Genomic DNA, 13,951 nt, shown 5'->3' with positions numbered 1-13,951 from the left:
CGCGCCCGCAGCACGGTGGGCGCGGGACGGGGCTTTCGGGGCACAATCGAGCCCGTGACCGCTGACCAGACCTCCCGTGGACCCCTGCTGATCATCGACGGCGCCAGCCTGTGGTTCCGCGCCTACTACGCGATCCCCGACAAGCTCAGGGCGGCCGACGGACGCTCGGTCAACGCGCTGCGCGGCTTCACCGACATGGTGGCCTCGCTGATCACCAAGCACCGGCCGAGCAGGCTGGTGATCGGGCTCGACCTGGATTGGCGGCCGCCGTTCCGGGTGGCGCTGGTGCCGTCCTACAAGGCGCACCGGCTCGACACCAGCAGCGGCGCGGCGCCGGGCGCCGAGGAAGTCCCCGACACGCTGACCCCGCAGGTCGAGATGATCCTCGAGGTACTCGCCGCCGCCGGGATCGCCACCGGCGGCGCGGAAGGACTCGAAGCCGACGACGTGCTCGGCACGCTCGCCAGCCGGGAGCGGACGGACCCGGTGGTCGTCGTCAGCGGCGACCGCGATCTGCTCCAGCTCGTCCGTGACGAGCCGGCGCCGCCGGTCCGGGTCCTCTACGCGGGGCGCGGCCTGGCCAAGGCCGAACTGTTCGGGCCCGCCGAGGTGTCGGCGAAATACGGTGTGCCGGAGCGGAACGCGGGACCGGCCTACGCCGACATGGCCACCCTGCGCGGGGACGCCTCCGACGGGCTGCCCGGGGTGGCGGGCATCGGCGACAAGTCCGCGGCGCAGCTGATCTCGAAGTTCGGTTCGCTCGACGCCCTGCTGGCGGCGGTCGACGATCCCGGGTCCGACCTGGCCAAGGGCGTCCGCGCGAAACTGGTTGCGGCCCAGGACTATCTGAAGGTCGCCGCGCCGGTCGTGCAGGTGGTGCGCGACGCCGAGGTGATCCTGTCCGGACCGGACACACTGCCCGCGACACCGGTCGACCCCGATCGGCTGCTCGCCCTGGCCGCCGCCTACAACGCCGAGAGCCCGATCACCCGGCTCGTCACCGCGCTGACCGCGGCCCACAGCTGATCCGGCCCGGCAGACGATTCCGGGCCGCCCGCGTACGCGCGGACGGCCCGGAATCGGGGGTGCGGCAGCCTAGTTCGGGCGGCCGACCTCGTAGGTGCCATCGTCCTTGGTGATCTTGACGGTGACCTTCTTCGCCTCACCGCTGACCTTCAGGTCGCAGGTGAAGGTCGCGTCGACCTTCACCTCCTGGCCCGAGGGGCACGACACGTCGGAGACGTCGGCGATGCCGTAGGAGTCCTTCAGCACGCGCGAGACGCCGTCCTGCACGGCGGCGGAGTCGAGTTCGTCGGAGGAGAACACGACCAGGATCAGGCCGACGACGGCGGCGAGCACGAGCACGCCCGCCGCGATCAGACCGATCACCAGGCCCTTGCCCTTGCCACCCGACGACGACGGGGGCTGCTGGCCCCACTGCTGCTGACCGGGCTGCTGCGGCTGCTGTCCCCACTGCTGCTGCGGCTGACCCCACTGCTGCTGCGGCTGCTGCGCGTTCCAGTCCTGCGGCGGCGGCTGGGTCTGACCCCACTGCTGCTGCGGGCCGGTCGGCTGCTGCGGCTGCTGTCCCCACTGCGGCTGCTGCGCCGGTTGCTGCGGCTGCTGACCCCACTGCTGCTGCGGCTGCTGCGCGTTCGGGTCACCCCAGTGCTGGGTCGGCTGAGCCTGCTGCGGCTGCTGCCCACCACCCCAGTGCTGGGTCGGCTGAGCCTGCTGCGGCTGCTGACCTCCCCAGTGCTGGGTGGGATCGTTGCTTCCCTCCCCTGGGCCATTCGGTCCGTACGGGCCGCTCATCCACTCGCCTCCACTCGCATCGTTGTACATACGGTAGCCCCCCGCGCCAGGCCAGCCGCTTTCGCACGACTCCGCCATCACGGTCGGTACGCCAGGAAATCAAATCACAGACGTATCCACTACGCGGCGTCCACCGCGACGACACCCCGCCGAACCGCGCGCACCGCCTTGGCCGCGGTGGCCGCGATCTCCGGGTCGTCGGCGGTGTTGTGGATCTGGTCGAGCAGGTCGATGACCTGCCTGCACCAGCGCACGAAATCGCCCGCCGACAGCGGCGTGCCCTGATCGCCACTGGCCAGCAACGCCTCGGCCAATGCGTCGCCGCGGGCCCACTTGTACACGCCGGTGACGAAACCGAGGTCGGGTTCGCGGGTGGGCGGCAGCTTGTGCCGTGCCTCGTCGGAGCGCAGCTGGGTCCACACCTCGATGGTCGCGCCGACCGCCCGGCGGATCGGTTCGGTCGGGCCGGCCGCGGTGAGGAACCCGCCTTCCTGGCGCGACTCGTAGACCAGCGTGGAGACCACCGCCGCGAGTTCGGCCGCACCGAGCCCGCGCCACAGCCCCTGGCGCAACACCTCGGCGACCACCAGGTCGCTCTCGGCGTAGATCCGCGCCAGCCGCCTGCCGTCGGCGGTCACCTCGCCGTGCTCGACGAACCCGCGTTCCTCGAGCAGGCCGACGATCCGGTCGAAGGTGCGCGCGAGCGAATTCGTCGTCGCGGCAACCTTCTGGCGCATCGACTCGGTCTCGCGCGCGAGCCGGGCGTAGCGCTCGCCGGTGCGGCTGAGCTGTTCGCGATCGGGCCTGTTGTGCGCCGGGTGCGACCGCAGGCTGCGGCGCAGCGTCGAGAGCTCGCGATCCTCGCCGCCGCGGGTGTGGTCGTTGCGCCTGCGCCTGCCCGGCGCGGAGATCCCGGTGCTGCGCAGGGCCGAGGCCAGATCGCGGCGGATGCGCGCGGTGCGGTGATCGACCCGCCGTGGCAACCGCATGTGCCCGAGCGCCTCGGCGGGCACGGGGAAGTCCGCCGCCGAGACCCGGCCTGCCCAGTGGTCCTCGGTGAGCACCAGCGGACGCGGGTCACCGGGGGTCTGATCGGGTTCCAGGATCACCGCGAGCCCGGCGCGCCTGCCCGACGGAATCGCCACCACGTCACCGCGGCGCAATTCGATCAGGGCCTTGACAGCGGCACCGCGGCGATCGGCGCGGCCCTGCTGCTGGATCTCGCGCTCGCGCTGCTTGATCCGCTCGCGCAGCGACATGTACTCCATGAACCCGCCGTCGACGCCGCCGAGCTGACTCTCCAGCTTGCGCATCGCGCCCTGGTTGCGTTCGATGCCGCGCACCAGCCCGACGACCGACCGGTCCGCCTGGAACTGGGCGAAGGAGCGCTCGAGCAGCGCCCGCGCCTCCTGCGCGCCCATCCGGTCGATCAGGTTGATCGACATGTTGTAGCCGGGCCGGAACGAACTGCGCAGCGGATAGGTGCGGGTGGAGGCCAGGCCGGCGACCGCGCTGGTGTCGACCTCGGGCTGCCACAGCACCACCGCGTGGCCCTCGACATCGATGCCGCGCCTGCCCGCGCGACCGGTGAGCTGGGTGTACTCCCCCGGCGTCAGCTCGGCGTGCGATTCGCCGTTGAACTTCACCAGCCGCTCGAGCACGACCGTGCGGGCGGGCATGTTGATGCCCAGCGCCAGGGTCTCGGTGGCGAACACCGCTCGGACCAGGCCCTGGACGAACAGTTCCTCGACGGTGTGCCGGAACGCGGGCAGCATGCCGGCGTGGTGGGCGGCCAGCCCGCGGTGCAGCGCCTCGCGCCACTCCCAGTAGCCGAGCACCTCGAGGTCGCCCTTGGGCAGGTCGCCGGTGTGCTTCTCGATGATCTCGTCGATCCGCGCGACATCGTCGGGCCTGCTCAGGTCGAGCCGGGCGCGCAGGCACTGGGCGAGCGCGCCGTCGCAGCCCGCGCGGCTGAAGATGAACGTGATCGCGGGCAGCAGGCCTTCCTCGTCGAGGCGGGCCAGCATCTCCGGGCGCGGCAGCGGCCGGAAATTGCCGCGACCACCGCGGCCGCGCGGGCCGCCGTAGCCCTGCATCCGGTCGGCGGCCTCACGCTGGCGGATGAACCGAACCAGGTCTTCGTCGACGAGCACCTTCTGGTCGCTGGACTTGGTGTCGAACAGATCGAACATCCGCCGCCCGACCATCACGTGCTGCCACAGCGGCACCGGCCTGGTCTCGTCGACCACCACGGCGGTGTCGCCGCGCACGGTCTCCATCCAGGCGCCGAATTCCTCGGCGTTGGACACCGTCGCCGACAGGCTCACCAGGCGAACGTCCGGCGAGAGGTGCAGGATGACTTCCTCCCACACCGCACCACGGAACCGGTCGGCCAGGTAGTGCACCTCGTCCATCACGACATAGGACAGTCCACGCAGCGAATCCGAGGACGCGTAGAGCATGTTGCGCAGCACCTCGGTGGTCATCACGACCACCGGTGCGTCGGGGTTGATCGACTGGTCGCCGGTGAGCAGGCCGACGCTGTCGCGGCCGTAGCGCGCGGTCAGGTCGGCGAACTTCTGGTTCGACAGCGCCTTGATCGGCGTGGTGTAGAAGCATTTGCCGCCCGAGGCCAGCGCCATGTGGACCGCGAACTCACCGACGATCGTCTTGCCCGCGCCGGTCGGGGCGCAGACGAGCACGCTGTGCCCGTCCTCCAGCGCCGCGCAGGCGGTCCGCTGGAAAGGGTCGAGATCGAAAGGGATTTCGCTGGCGAACTGCGCCAACTCGTTGGCCCGCGCGGGAGAATCGGTCACCCGTCAGAGCGTATCGGAGTAGTCCGACACCGGGCGGGTGGTTTTCTCCGGGTCGGCGACCGGGTCGGCGGGCCGCACCGGGTCCGGCGTGTCCAGCGGGGAGGCCTCCTCGTCGGAGAGCGAACCCCAGCCCTCGTTCGCCGCGCGGCGGGCCCGGCGGGCGTCGTTGAACCGGGCGAACTGCACCGCCAGTTCGAACAGCACCGTCAGCGCGCAGGCCAGCGCCAGCATCGAGAACGGGTCCTGCGGGGTGACGACCGCGGCGAAGACGAACAGGCCGAAGATGATGCCGCGCCGCCACGCCTTGAGCTTCACGTAGGGCAGCACGCCGACCAGGTTCAGCCCGATGATGATCAGCGGCGTCTCGAAGCTGACGCCGAAGATGATCAGCAACTGGATGATGAACCCGAAGTACTGGGTACCGCTGAGCGCGGTGATCTGGACGTTGTCACCGATGGTCAACAGGAACGACAACGCGTGCGAGACGACGACGTAGGCCAGCACGGCGCCGGTCACGAACAGCACGCTGCCCGACACCACGAACCCGACCGCGTAGCGGCGTTCCTTGGCGTAGAGGCCGGGGGTGATGAACGCCCACAGCTGGTAGAGCCAGAACGGCGCCGCGAGCACGACACCGGCCGTGAAGCCGACCTTCAGGCGCAGCATGAACTGTTCGAAGGGCGCGGTCGCCAGCAGCCGGCAGGAGCCGTCGGCGCTCAGGCTCGCCCGCGCCGACTCCGGCAGCGAACAGTACGGTCCGCGCAGGATCTCGCCCAGGCTCTCGATGCCGAAGAACGGGTGCGCGTACCAGAAGAAGCCGACGAGCGTGGTGACCGCGATCGCGGCCAGCGCCAGCAACAGCCGGGTGCGCAGTTCCTGCAGGTGCTCGACCAACGACATGGTGCCGTCGGGATTCGTCCTGCGCTTGCTGCGCCGTGGATCGAACGGAATGCGCATGGTGGGTGGTGGCCTCTAACCCTCGGTCCGGCGGATGCTCGACAACAGCACTCAGCCCCGGAGCGGTGGATGCGCTCCGGGGGTGAACACCGAGGTCAGGCCGACTTCTGGCCCTGCTGCGGTTCGACGATCGGGGTCTGCGCCTGCGGGGCCGACGCCGGCAGCTGCTGCTGCGGCGCCGGGGCGGCCTGCGGTGTGGTGGCCTGCGTGGCCGACTCCGACTGCATCTGCCCGACCTCGCTCTTGAAGATCCGCAGCGACCGGCCGAGACCGCGCGCCGCGTCCGGCAGCCGCTTCGCGCCGAAGAGCAGGACGAACAGCAACGCGATGATCAGCAGGTGCGTCCAGCTGAACGTGCCCATTATCAGATACCTCCAAAGACTGTGGTGATTACCGATGCTACCTGCACTCGGAGCGTCATGACCGGCCACCCGCAGCGGTGTTCGCCACGCGTTCAACCCTGGACGGCGGATGCCGCCCCGGTCAGCTCGGCGAACAACCGGCTTCCGGTGAACCGGCGGGTGTCGCCGGATTCGGCCTGCCGGATCAGCTCGGTGAGCCTGCGGTTGACCGGTGTCGGCTGCCCGACCATTTCGCCGAGACGTACGATTTCGCCGCACAACCACGCGATTTCCGTCCGCCTGCCCAGGGCGAGATCGTCGGCCATCGAGGAACGGGCCAGCGGGTCGATGGCCAGCACCTTGCCGAACACCCGGCGGAAGACGACATCGGGAACGCGCAGCAGATGCACCATGAGTTCCGGCGGGATGGCCGTCAGCTGAGCGGGCCGAATTCGCGCAGTGTTCATCACCGCGAGGGCTTCGGCCTGGGCGAGCGCGAGGCAGCGGCGGTAGTCGCGCTCGGCGAGTTCCTCGCGCAGTGGCCGCCCGGACAGCGCGTTGATCGGGTTGTTGAGGTTGAGCAGCAGCTTGGCCCACTGCACCGGCCGCAGGTCGCGATAGCGGCGCAGTGGCAGGCCGGCGGCCCGGAAGTGGTCGGCGAACCGGTCGACCACCGGGTCGTCCTGGATCGCCACGACGCCGTCGCTGCCCCGGTGGAACCGGCCGTTGCCACGGTGCACCACGTTGAACGGGACCATGCCGGGCAGCACGACGCTGGTGGGCAGGACCTCCCGGATCAGGCTGTCGTTGCCGATGCCGTTCTGCAGGCTCACCACCGGGGTGCCGGGGCGCAGCCTGCCCGCGACGGTCCGCACGACGGACGCGGTGGCGGCCGATTTCACGGTGACCAGGACGAGGTCGGCCAGTTCCGGTTCGTCCGGCTCCAGGGCCAGCCCGAAGCGGTCCGGCGACACGTCGACCGAGCCGCCGTCGAGATCGGTGAGGTGCAGACCGTGCTCGGCGATGTCGTCGAGCACGCGCTGGCGGCCGACGAAGATCACGTCCAGGCCCGCCGCGGCCAGATGGCCGCCGATGAAGACCCCGATGCTGCCCGCCCCGAGGACCAGTACTCGCTGGTTCACGCGGATTCGGTCTCCCCGGGCAGTCCGGCGGCCGCGTAGGCGGCCAGGGCGGCATCGGCGCGGTCGCGCACCGCCGTGACCAGTTCCGGCGGGCCCAGCACGGTGACGCCGGTGCCGAACCCGAGCAGCAGGCGCGCCATCCACTCGGCGGAGGCGAAGCGCATGCCCGCCTCGATGCTGCCGTCGGGGCGGGACTCGATGCGGTGCATCGGGTACTGGTCGAGCACCCAGGCGTAGTCGGCGCGCAAGCGCAGCCGGGCCAGCGGCACGTCGGGGTCGTCCTGGAACAGGTCGAGGGCGGCCGCGTCGGCGGCGGCGTGGCTGGGCGGACGGGCGGGTTCGTCGAGTTCGGTGGCGTCCTCGATCCGGTCGAACCGGAACAGGCGCACGCCCTCGGCCTGCCTGCACCACGCCTGCAGGTAGCTGTTGTTGTCGACCAGCACCACCCGGATGGGGTCGACGATACGTTCGGAGACCTCGTCGCGGCTGGCCGAGTAGTACACCAGGCGCAGGGCGCTGGCGTCGGCGAGCGCGGCGCGCACGGTGGCCACGACCGGCTGTTCGACGGGCACGGCGGCCGGGGTGACGACGGCGTCGGTGCTGGCGATGGCCGATTCGATCTTGGCGATCGCGGCGTGCGCTGCGGTCGGGTCGACCATGCCGGGCATCTCCACGATCGAGCGCAGCGCGACCAGCAGCGCCGTCGCCTCGGTGGAGGTCAGTCGTAGTGGCCTTTCGATGCCCGCGGAGAAGGTGACCTCGATGCTCTCCTCGGAGAACGACAGGTCGATCAGATCGCCGGGCCCGTACCCGGGCAGCCCGCACATCCACAGCTGGTTGAGGTCGCTCATCAGCTGTTTGGTGGTCACCCCCAGCTCGGCGGCGGCCTCGGCGGCGCTGATGCCGGGGTGCGCGAGCAGGTACGGCACCATGTTCAGCAGGCGCGAAAGGCGTAGGGACAGGCGCGAACTCACGACGCCACCTCCGTGTGGTCGAGTACCGACCGTAGCCGGTTCATCACATCGGCGCGCAGTTCCGGCGGATCCAGCACGAGTACATCCGGGCCGAGGCCGGTGATCAGCCGGGCCACCCAGTCGCGCGAGCGGACCGGCACCTCGACGACCGAGCCGTCGCGGCCGCCGAGTTCCCTGGGGCCGAGTTCGGTGCCGATGCGGCGCAGTTCGCGCCCGCGCCCCTTGGCGACCCAGACGGTGGCCGACCCGGTGACGGGCGCGTCGCCGGTGACCCGGTCGACGATGGCGCGCAGATCGGCGTCGGCCGGCTTGCGGACCGCGTTGTGCGGACCGTACGGCGTGACCTCGCCGCCGATCCGGGACAGCCGGAAGGTGCGCACGGCGTCACGCTCGCGGTCGTGCCCGACCAGGTACCAGCGGCCGTGCCGGGTGACCACGCCCCAGGGCTCCACATCGCGGGTGACGAACGGATCGGTGACGGCGCTGTGGTGCCCGAACCGCACCGCCTGCCCGGCGTCGATCGCCGCGAGCAGCTCGCGCAGCACCGGCTCCGAGCCACGGGTACGGGCCGGCACGGCGGGCACCGACACCCCGACGTTCTCCGTCTCGACGGTGACGCCGGCCGCGCGCAGCTTGAGCAGCGCGCCCTCGGCGGCGCTCGCCAGCTCGGGCGAGGCCCACATCTGCACGGCGACGGCGACCGCGGCCGCCTCCTCGCTGGACAGGTCGATGTCGGGCAGCTCGTAGGCGTCGCGGTTGATCCGGTAGCCCTCGAGCGTCGAGAACCGCCCCACCGGGCCCACTTCCAGCGGAATGCCCAGGTCGCGCAGTTCGTTCTTGTCGCGCTCGAACATCCGGCTGAACGCCTCGTCGGTCGCGGAGTCCTCGTAACCGGCCACACTGGCGCGAATGCGCTCCGCGCTCAGGAACTGCCGGGTCGACAGCAGCGCGATGACCAGATTCATCAGCCGCTCGACCTTGGATATCGCCACTCGATAGAGGGTAATGGTCGGGTGACCGCGGCGGCGCGTCGGCGCACGGTTGCCCGCGGTCCGCGGCGGCAGAATGGTGCGGATACCCGCAGCGAAAGGACCACCATGCTTGTTGCGTTCTCCGTGGCGCCCAGTGGCGCCGCCCATGCCGACGGGTCGGTCGGCGAGGCCGTGGCGGCCGCCGTGCGCGTGGTGCGGGCCTCGGGCCTGCCGCATCGGACCGATGCCATGTTCACCACGATCGAGGGCGACTGGGACGAGGTGATGGCGGTGGTGAAGTCGGCGTGCGACGCGATCCTCGCGGTCGCGCCGCGCTGCAGCCTGGTGCTCAAGGCCGATCTGCGGCCCGGTGTCACCGACGCGCTCACCACCAAGGTCGCGACGATCGAGCGCTACCTGGCCGAGGGCGACGGCTACTAGGCCGCCACCCCCGGACGGTTCAGCGCAGGTAGCGGGCGATGGCGTCGGCCACGCAGGCGGGACGCTGCGCGCCCGCCACTTCCACCGTGACCCGCCGGTGCGCCTGCACGCCGCCGGGCACCTCGGTGACCTCGGTGAGCACCACCCGGCCCCGGATCCGGCTGCCCACCGGTACCGGGGTGAGGAACCGGACCCGGTCCAGGCCGTAGTTGATCGCCGCGCTCGCGGCGCTGACCGTCATCACCTGCTGGGTGATCGGCACGATCAGCGACAGCGTGAGGAAGCCGTGCGCGATGGTCGTGCCGTACGGGCCCGCGGCGGCTCGCACGGGATCGACGTGGATCCACTGGTGATCGCCGGTGGCGTCGGCGAACCGGTCGATCCGCTCCTGGTCGATGGTGATCCAGTCGCTGGGACCGAGTTCGGTGCCCGCCGCCGCGCGCAGGGTGTCGAAATCGGCGAAATCCGTGGTCATGCCACACCTCCGAAACGTCGGCGCAGTTCGCGCTTGAGCACCTTGTGAGTGGGACCGAGCGGCAGCTCGGTGACGAATTCCACGCGGCGCGGGTACTTGTACCTGGCCACCTGTTGCCTGCCGAACTCGATCACGTCCTGGGCGGTCAGCTCGCCGTCGGCCACGACGACGGCCACGATCTCCTCACCGTAGTGCTCGTCGGGCACGCCGATCACCGCGACCTGCGCGATGCGCGGATGCCGCACCAGCGCGGCCTCGACCTCCGTCGGATACACGTTGAACCCGCCGCGCAGGATCATCTCCTTGATCCGGTCGACGATGCGGATCCGGCCGGTGGCGTCCCTGGTGCCCAGATCGCCGGTGCGGAACCAGCCGTCGACGACGGCGGCCGCGGTCGCCTCGGGCCTGCCGGTGTAGCCGTTGAACACATTGTGCCCGCGCACCACCACCTCGCCGGTCTCGCCGACCGGCAGCAGCACGATCCGGTCGGTGATCGCGGGATCGGCGATCTCCACGTCGACGCCCCACACCGGGTGTCCGACGGTGCCCGCCTCGGCGCCGTAGATCGGCTGGTTGACCGCCGCGGTCGGCGAGGTCTCCGACAGCCCGTAGCCCTCGAGCACCGGCGCGCGGAAGAGTCGCTCGAAGTCCTCCAGCACCGACACCGGTAGCGCCGCACCGCCACTGACACACAGTTTCAGTGCGGGCAGGTCCGCCGCGTTCGCCGCCGCCTCGATGAGGGCGATGTACATCGTCGGCACCCCGTGGAAGAGGTTGACCCGCTCCGCCGCCATCAGCGCGATCGCCTGCGCCGCGTCGAATCTCGGGAGCAGCACCAGCGTCCCGCCGACCCGCCAGTGCGAGTTCATCGACACCGTCTGCCCGAACACGTGGAACAGCGGCAGCGCGCCGAGCGCGATGTCGTCGCGGTGGATCTCGTTGGCGTCGAAGGTGTTCACCGTCGCGCACATCACCATGTTGAGGTGGTTCAGTTCGGCGCCCTTGGGGGTGCCGGTGGTTCCGCTGGTGTAGAAGACGACGGCGGTGTCGAGCGGACCGCGCGAGACGAACGCCGGAATCGCCTCGCCCGCCAGGTCTTCCGGGGCGACGACATCGATGCCCACCGCGCTCGCCGCCGCGGCACCGGTCTCGGCCACCATCGGATGACAGATCAGCAGCGAGGCCGCGCTGTCGCGCAGCACGTATTCCATCTCGGGCGCGGTGAGCAGCAGGTGCACAGGCACCACCACCGCGCCCGCGGCGAGGATCGCGAAGTACGCGCGCGGGAAGTCGGCGGTGTTCGGGCACAGCAGCGCCACCCGGTCACCGGGCCGGACCCCGCGCGCGATCAGGGCGCCGGCCTGTTCCCTGGCCTGCCGCCACAGGTCGGCGAAGGTGATGCGGTGCTCGCCCTCGATCAGCGCGAGGTGATCCGGGCGGCGGCGGGCGGGTTCGGCGAGGATGCTCGCCAGGGAGAGAGTGGCATTCATCAGGATTCCTGGAGTCGACGGCTTCGGCGAGGGAGCGCGCACCCGCGGTGTCGCGCGGTGGATGACTGGATCGGTCGGAGTTCGGGGGACCGTCGGCCCGCACCTCGAAGGGAGGGCCCGAACGGTCGATCGGCGTCGCCCGCATCGGATGCCCGGTGCGGGCGACGTGGGTCAGCGACGGAGGTGGACCGCGAGGCCCTGCCCGACCCCGACACACAGGGTGACCACCGCGTGGCGCGCGTCGCGATCGGCGAGTTCGAGTGCGGCGGTGAGCGCCAGGCGCGCACCGCTGGCACCGAGCGGGTGACCGAGCGCGATGGCGCCGCCGTTCGGGTTCACGTGTTCGGCGTCGTCGGGCAGTCCGAGTCCGCGCAGGACGGCCAGGGCCTGGGCGGCGAAGGCTTCGTTGAGTTCGACGACGTCGATGTCGGCGATCGCCAGACCTGTTCGCGCGAGCAGCTTCTCGACCGCGGGGACCGGTCCGATGCCCATGACGCGCGGCGGCACCCCGGCCGCCGTCACGGCACCGACCTCGGCCAGCGGCGTCAGGCCGTAGCGCCGCACCGCGGCCTCGGAAGCGATCAGCACCGCGGCGGCACCGTCGTTGATCCCCGAGGAGTTGCCCGCCGTGATCGACCCGCCCGACACCACCGGACGCAGCCGGGCGAGTGCCTCGACGCTCGTCTCACGCGGATGCTCGTCGCGGTCGACGGCGACGGGTTCCCCGCGCCGCTGCGGGACCGGCACCGGGGTGATCTCGCGAGCGAGCCTGCCGCGCGCGATCGCCGCCGCCGCCCGCTGTTGCGAGCGCAGTGCGAAGGCGTCCTGATCGGCGCGGGCGATGCCGTGCTCGTCGGCGACGTGCTGGGCGGTCTCGGGCATCGAGTCGATGCCGTACTCCGCCCGCAGCCGCGGATTCACCAGCCGCCAGCCGAGCGTGGTGTCGGCCAGCTGCGCCGAACGGTCCCACGGCGCACCGGTTTTCGGCAGCACGTACGGTGCCCGCGTCATCGACTCGACCCCACCCGCGATCACCAGGTCGGCGTCACCGGCCTTGATCGCCCTGGCCGCGTAGCCGATCGCGTCCAGGCCCGACGCGCACAGCCGGTTGACCGTCACGCCGGGAACGTCCACCGGCAGCCCGGCCAGCAGCGCCGCCATCCGGGCGACATTGCGGTTGTCCTCGCCCGCCTGGTTCGCGCAGCCGAGCACGACATCGTCGACCCGCGCCCAGTCCACGGCGGGCAGTCGTTCCCTGAGCGCGGTGAGCACGTGCGCGGCCAGGTCGTCGGGGCGCACCTCGGCCAGCGCGCCGCCGTAGCGGCCGAACGGCGTGCGGACGCCGTCGACCAGGAACGCGCGGCCCGTCACAGGCCCATGTCCTTGGCGATGATCATCTTCATCACTTCGCTGGTGCCGCCGTAGATCCGGTTCACCCGGTTGTCGGCGTAGAGGCGGGCCACGGGATATTCGGTGATGTAGCCGTACCCGCCGTGCAGCTGCAGGCAGCGGTCGATCACCCGCGAGGCGACCTCGGTGCAGAACAGCTTGGCCGACGCGGCGTCGGCCGGGGTGAGTTCGCCCCGGTCCAGGGCGTCGAGCGCCCGGTCGACCACGGCCTCGGCGGCGTCCACCTCGGCCCGGCAGGCGGCCAGCTCGAACTTGGTGTTCTGGAACTGCGCCACCGGCTGGCCGAACACCGTCCGGCCCCTGGTGTATTCGAGCGCGAACCGGATCGCCGACTTGGCCTGCGCGTAGGCGCCGACCGCGATGGACAGCCGCTCCTGCGGCAGGTTCTGCCCGAGGTAGCCGAATCCCTGATGCGGCGCGCCGAGCAGGTCGGCCACCGGGACCCGCACGTCGGTGAAGGACAATTCGGCGGTGTCGGACACCTTGAGGCCGAGCTTGTCGAGCTTGCGGCCGACCGCGTACCCCGGCGAGCTCGTGTCGACCACGAACAGCGAAATACCGTGGCGCCGATCGGTCTCCGCGGGCGGGGCGGTCCGCGCGCAGACGATCACCCGGTCGGCGTGCACCCCGCCGGTGATGAAGGTCTTCGCCCCGTTGAGCACGTAGTGGGTGCCGTCCTCGGACAGTTGCGCGGTGGTCCGCATCCCGGCCAGATCCGACCCGGTGCCCGGCTCGGTCATCGCGATGGCGAACATGATCTCTCCCGAGACGAACCCCGGCAGCCACCGCCGCTTCTGTTCGTCGGTCGCGAGGTTCTTCAGGTACGGCAGGCACAGGCCGACGTGCACGCCCGACCCACCGAACGACACACCGGCCCTGGCGGTTTCCTCCATCAGGATCGCCTGGAACTTGAACGAGTCGATCCCCGCGCCCCCGTATTCCTCGGGCACCTCGATCCCGAAAACGCCGAGATCGGCCAGCGAGCGGTAGAACTCGCGCGGCACGATGCCCGCCTCGTACCACTGGTCATAGACCGGCACGACCTGCGACTCGATGAACGCGCGCGCCGTCTTGCGGAACGCCTCGTGCTCATCGGTGAAAACTGTGCGCTGCATGAAT

Annotated in this window: 13 protein-coding genes; 2 read left to right on the top strand and 11 right to left on the bottom strand. The window is 71.0% G+C overall.

Going from position 1 to position 13,951, the window contains the following annotated elements:
- Positions 1 to 54: 54 nt before the first annotated feature.
- The gene (locus tag ACFYWJ_RS18820) at positions 55 to 1,026 is read left to right on the top strand and encodes a 5'-3' exonuclease (RefSeq protein ID WP_355275471.1); all 972 of its coding nucleotides are present in this window, start codon (positions 55 to 57) and stop codon (positions 1,024 to 1,026) included.
- A 69-nt stretch (positions 1,027 to 1,095) separates the two neighbouring features.
- Here ACFYWJ_RS18820 and ACFYWJ_RS18815 read toward each other — a convergent pair whose 3' ends face one another.
- The 7 genes from ACFYWJ_RS18815 to ACFYWJ_RS18785 form a co-directional block, all read right to left on the bottom strand.
- Positions 1,096 to 1,815: a DUF4333 domain-containing protein gene (locus ACFYWJ_RS18815; protein ID WP_355275473.1), complete on the bottom strand. Its 720-nt coding sequence runs from the start codon at positions 1,813 to 1,815 to the stop codon at positions 1,096 to 1,098.
- A 119-nt stretch (positions 1,816 to 1,934) separates the two neighbouring features.
- A complete protein-coding gene (locus ACFYWJ_RS18810) occupies positions 1,935 to 4,631 on the bottom strand; it encodes an RNA helicase (RefSeq protein WP_355275474.1) in 2,697 nt (898 codons plus the stop codon).
- Between the two features lie 3 nt (positions 4,632 to 4,634).
- Positions 4,635 to 5,588: a twin-arginine translocase subunit TatC gene (gene tatC / locus ACFYWJ_RS18805; RefSeq protein WP_355275476.1), complete on the bottom strand. Its 954-nt coding sequence runs from the start codon at positions 5,586 to 5,588 to the stop codon at positions 4,635 to 4,637.
- 95 nt (positions 5,589 to 5,683) lie between these two features.
- Entirely contained in the window at positions 5,684 to 5,950 is a 267-nt protein-coding gene (tatA, locus tag ACFYWJ_RS18800) for a Sec-independent protein translocase subunit TatA (RefSeq protein WP_355275478.1), read from the bottom strand.
- A gap of 92 nt (positions 5,951 to 6,042) precedes the next feature.
- Complete coding sequence (locus ACFYWJ_RS18795; RefSeq protein WP_355275479.1) at positions 6,043 to 7,071, bottom strand: 2-dehydropantoate 2-reductase; 1,029 nt, start codon at positions 7,069 to 7,071, stop codon at positions 6,043 to 6,045.
- A complete protein-coding gene (locus ACFYWJ_RS18790) occupies positions 7,068 to 8,045 on the bottom strand; it encodes a YafY family protein (RefSeq protein WP_355275481.1) in 978 nt (325 codons plus the stop codon). Before ACFYWJ_RS18790 ends, ACFYWJ_RS18795 begins: the two co-directional genes overlap by 4 nt.
- Positions 8,042 to 9,037 (bottom strand): YafY family protein, encoded by a 996-nt coding sequence (locus ACFYWJ_RS18785; RefSeq protein WP_355275483.1) that lies wholly within the window; start codon positions 9,035 to 9,037, stop codon positions 8,042 to 8,044. The genes ACFYWJ_RS18790 and ACFYWJ_RS18785 overlap by 4 nt, the downstream gene beginning before the upstream one ends.
- Positions 9,038 to 9,142: 105 nt before the next feature.
- Between ACFYWJ_RS18785 and ACFYWJ_RS18780 the strand changes: the two genes are divergently transcribed.
- Positions 9,143 to 9,457, top strand: coding sequence for a thiamine-binding protein (locus ACFYWJ_RS18780; protein WP_355275485.1), 315 nt, complete (start codon positions 9,143 to 9,145; stop codon positions 9,455 to 9,457).
- A gap of 19 nt (positions 9,458 to 9,476) precedes the next feature.
- Here ACFYWJ_RS18780 and ACFYWJ_RS18775 read toward each other — a convergent pair whose 3' ends face one another.
- From ACFYWJ_RS18775 to ACFYWJ_RS18760, 4 genes are all read right to left on the bottom strand, one after another.
- Positions 9,477 to 9,932 (bottom strand): MaoC family dehydratase, encoded by a 456-nt coding sequence (locus tag ACFYWJ_RS18775; RefSeq protein WP_355275487.1) that lies wholly within the window; start codon positions 9,930 to 9,932, stop codon positions 9,477 to 9,479.
- Positions 9,929 to 11,422: a long-chain fatty acid--CoA ligase gene (locus ACFYWJ_RS18770; protein ID WP_355275489.1), complete on the bottom strand. Its 1,494-nt coding sequence runs from the start codon at positions 11,420 to 11,422 to the stop codon at positions 9,929 to 9,931. Before ACFYWJ_RS18770 ends, ACFYWJ_RS18775 begins: the two co-directional genes overlap by 4 nt.
- Before the next feature lie 171 nt (positions 11,423 to 11,593).
- Positions 11,594 to 12,793, bottom strand: a complete 1,200-nt coding sequence (gene pcaF / locus ACFYWJ_RS18765; RefSeq protein ID WP_355275491.1) for a 3-oxoadipyl-CoA thiolase — start codon at positions 12,791 to 12,793, stop codon at positions 11,594 to 11,596.
- Entirely contained in the window at positions 12,790 to 13,947 is a 1,158-nt protein-coding gene (locus ACFYWJ_RS18760) for an acyl-CoA dehydrogenase family protein (protein ID WP_355275493.1), read from the bottom strand. Before ACFYWJ_RS18760 ends, pcaF begins: the two co-directional genes overlap by 4 nt.
- Positions 13,948 to 13,951 lie beyond the last annotated feature (4 nt).

Origin of the sequence: Nocardia sp. NPDC003269, assembly GCF_042888005.1 — a bacterium.
Lineage (GTDB): Bacteria > Actinomycetota > Actinomycetes > Mycobacteriales > Mycobacteriaceae > Nocardia.
The sequence above is the reverse complement of the archived record's forward strand: the minus strand, read 5'-3'. Positions and strand labels throughout refer to the sequence as shown.

Excerpts from the sequence above, each read along its gene's own strand:
- ACFYWJ_RS18760 (WP_355275493.1), bottom strand. The coding sequence starts at position 13,947 with ATGCAGCGCACAGTTTTCACCGATGAGCACGAGGCGTTCCGCAAGACG.
- ACFYWJ_RS18780 (WP_355275485.1), top strand. The coding sequence starts at position 9,143 with ATGCTTGTTGCGTTCTCCGTGGCGCCCAGTGGCGCCGCCCATGCCGAC.
- ACFYWJ_RS18770 (WP_355275489.1), bottom strand. The coding sequence starts at position 11,422 with ATGAATGCCACTCTCTCCCTGGCGAGCATCCTCGCCGAACCCGCCCGC.
- tatC (WP_355275476.1), bottom strand. The coding sequence starts at position 5,588 with ATGCGCATTCCGTTCGATCCACGGCGCAGCAAGCGCAGGACGAATCCC.
- tatA (WP_355275478.1), bottom strand. The coding sequence starts at position 5,950 with ATGGGCACGTTCAGCTGGACGCACCTGCTGATCATCGCGTTGCTGTTC.
- ACFYWJ_RS18815 (WP_355275473.1), bottom strand. The coding sequence starts at position 1,815 with ATGAGCGGCCCGTACGGACCGAATGGCCCAGGGGAGGGAAGCAACGAT.
- ACFYWJ_RS18775 (WP_355275487.1), bottom strand. The coding sequence starts at position 9,932 with ATGACCACGGATTTCGCCGATTTCGACACCCTGCGCGCGGCGGCGGGC.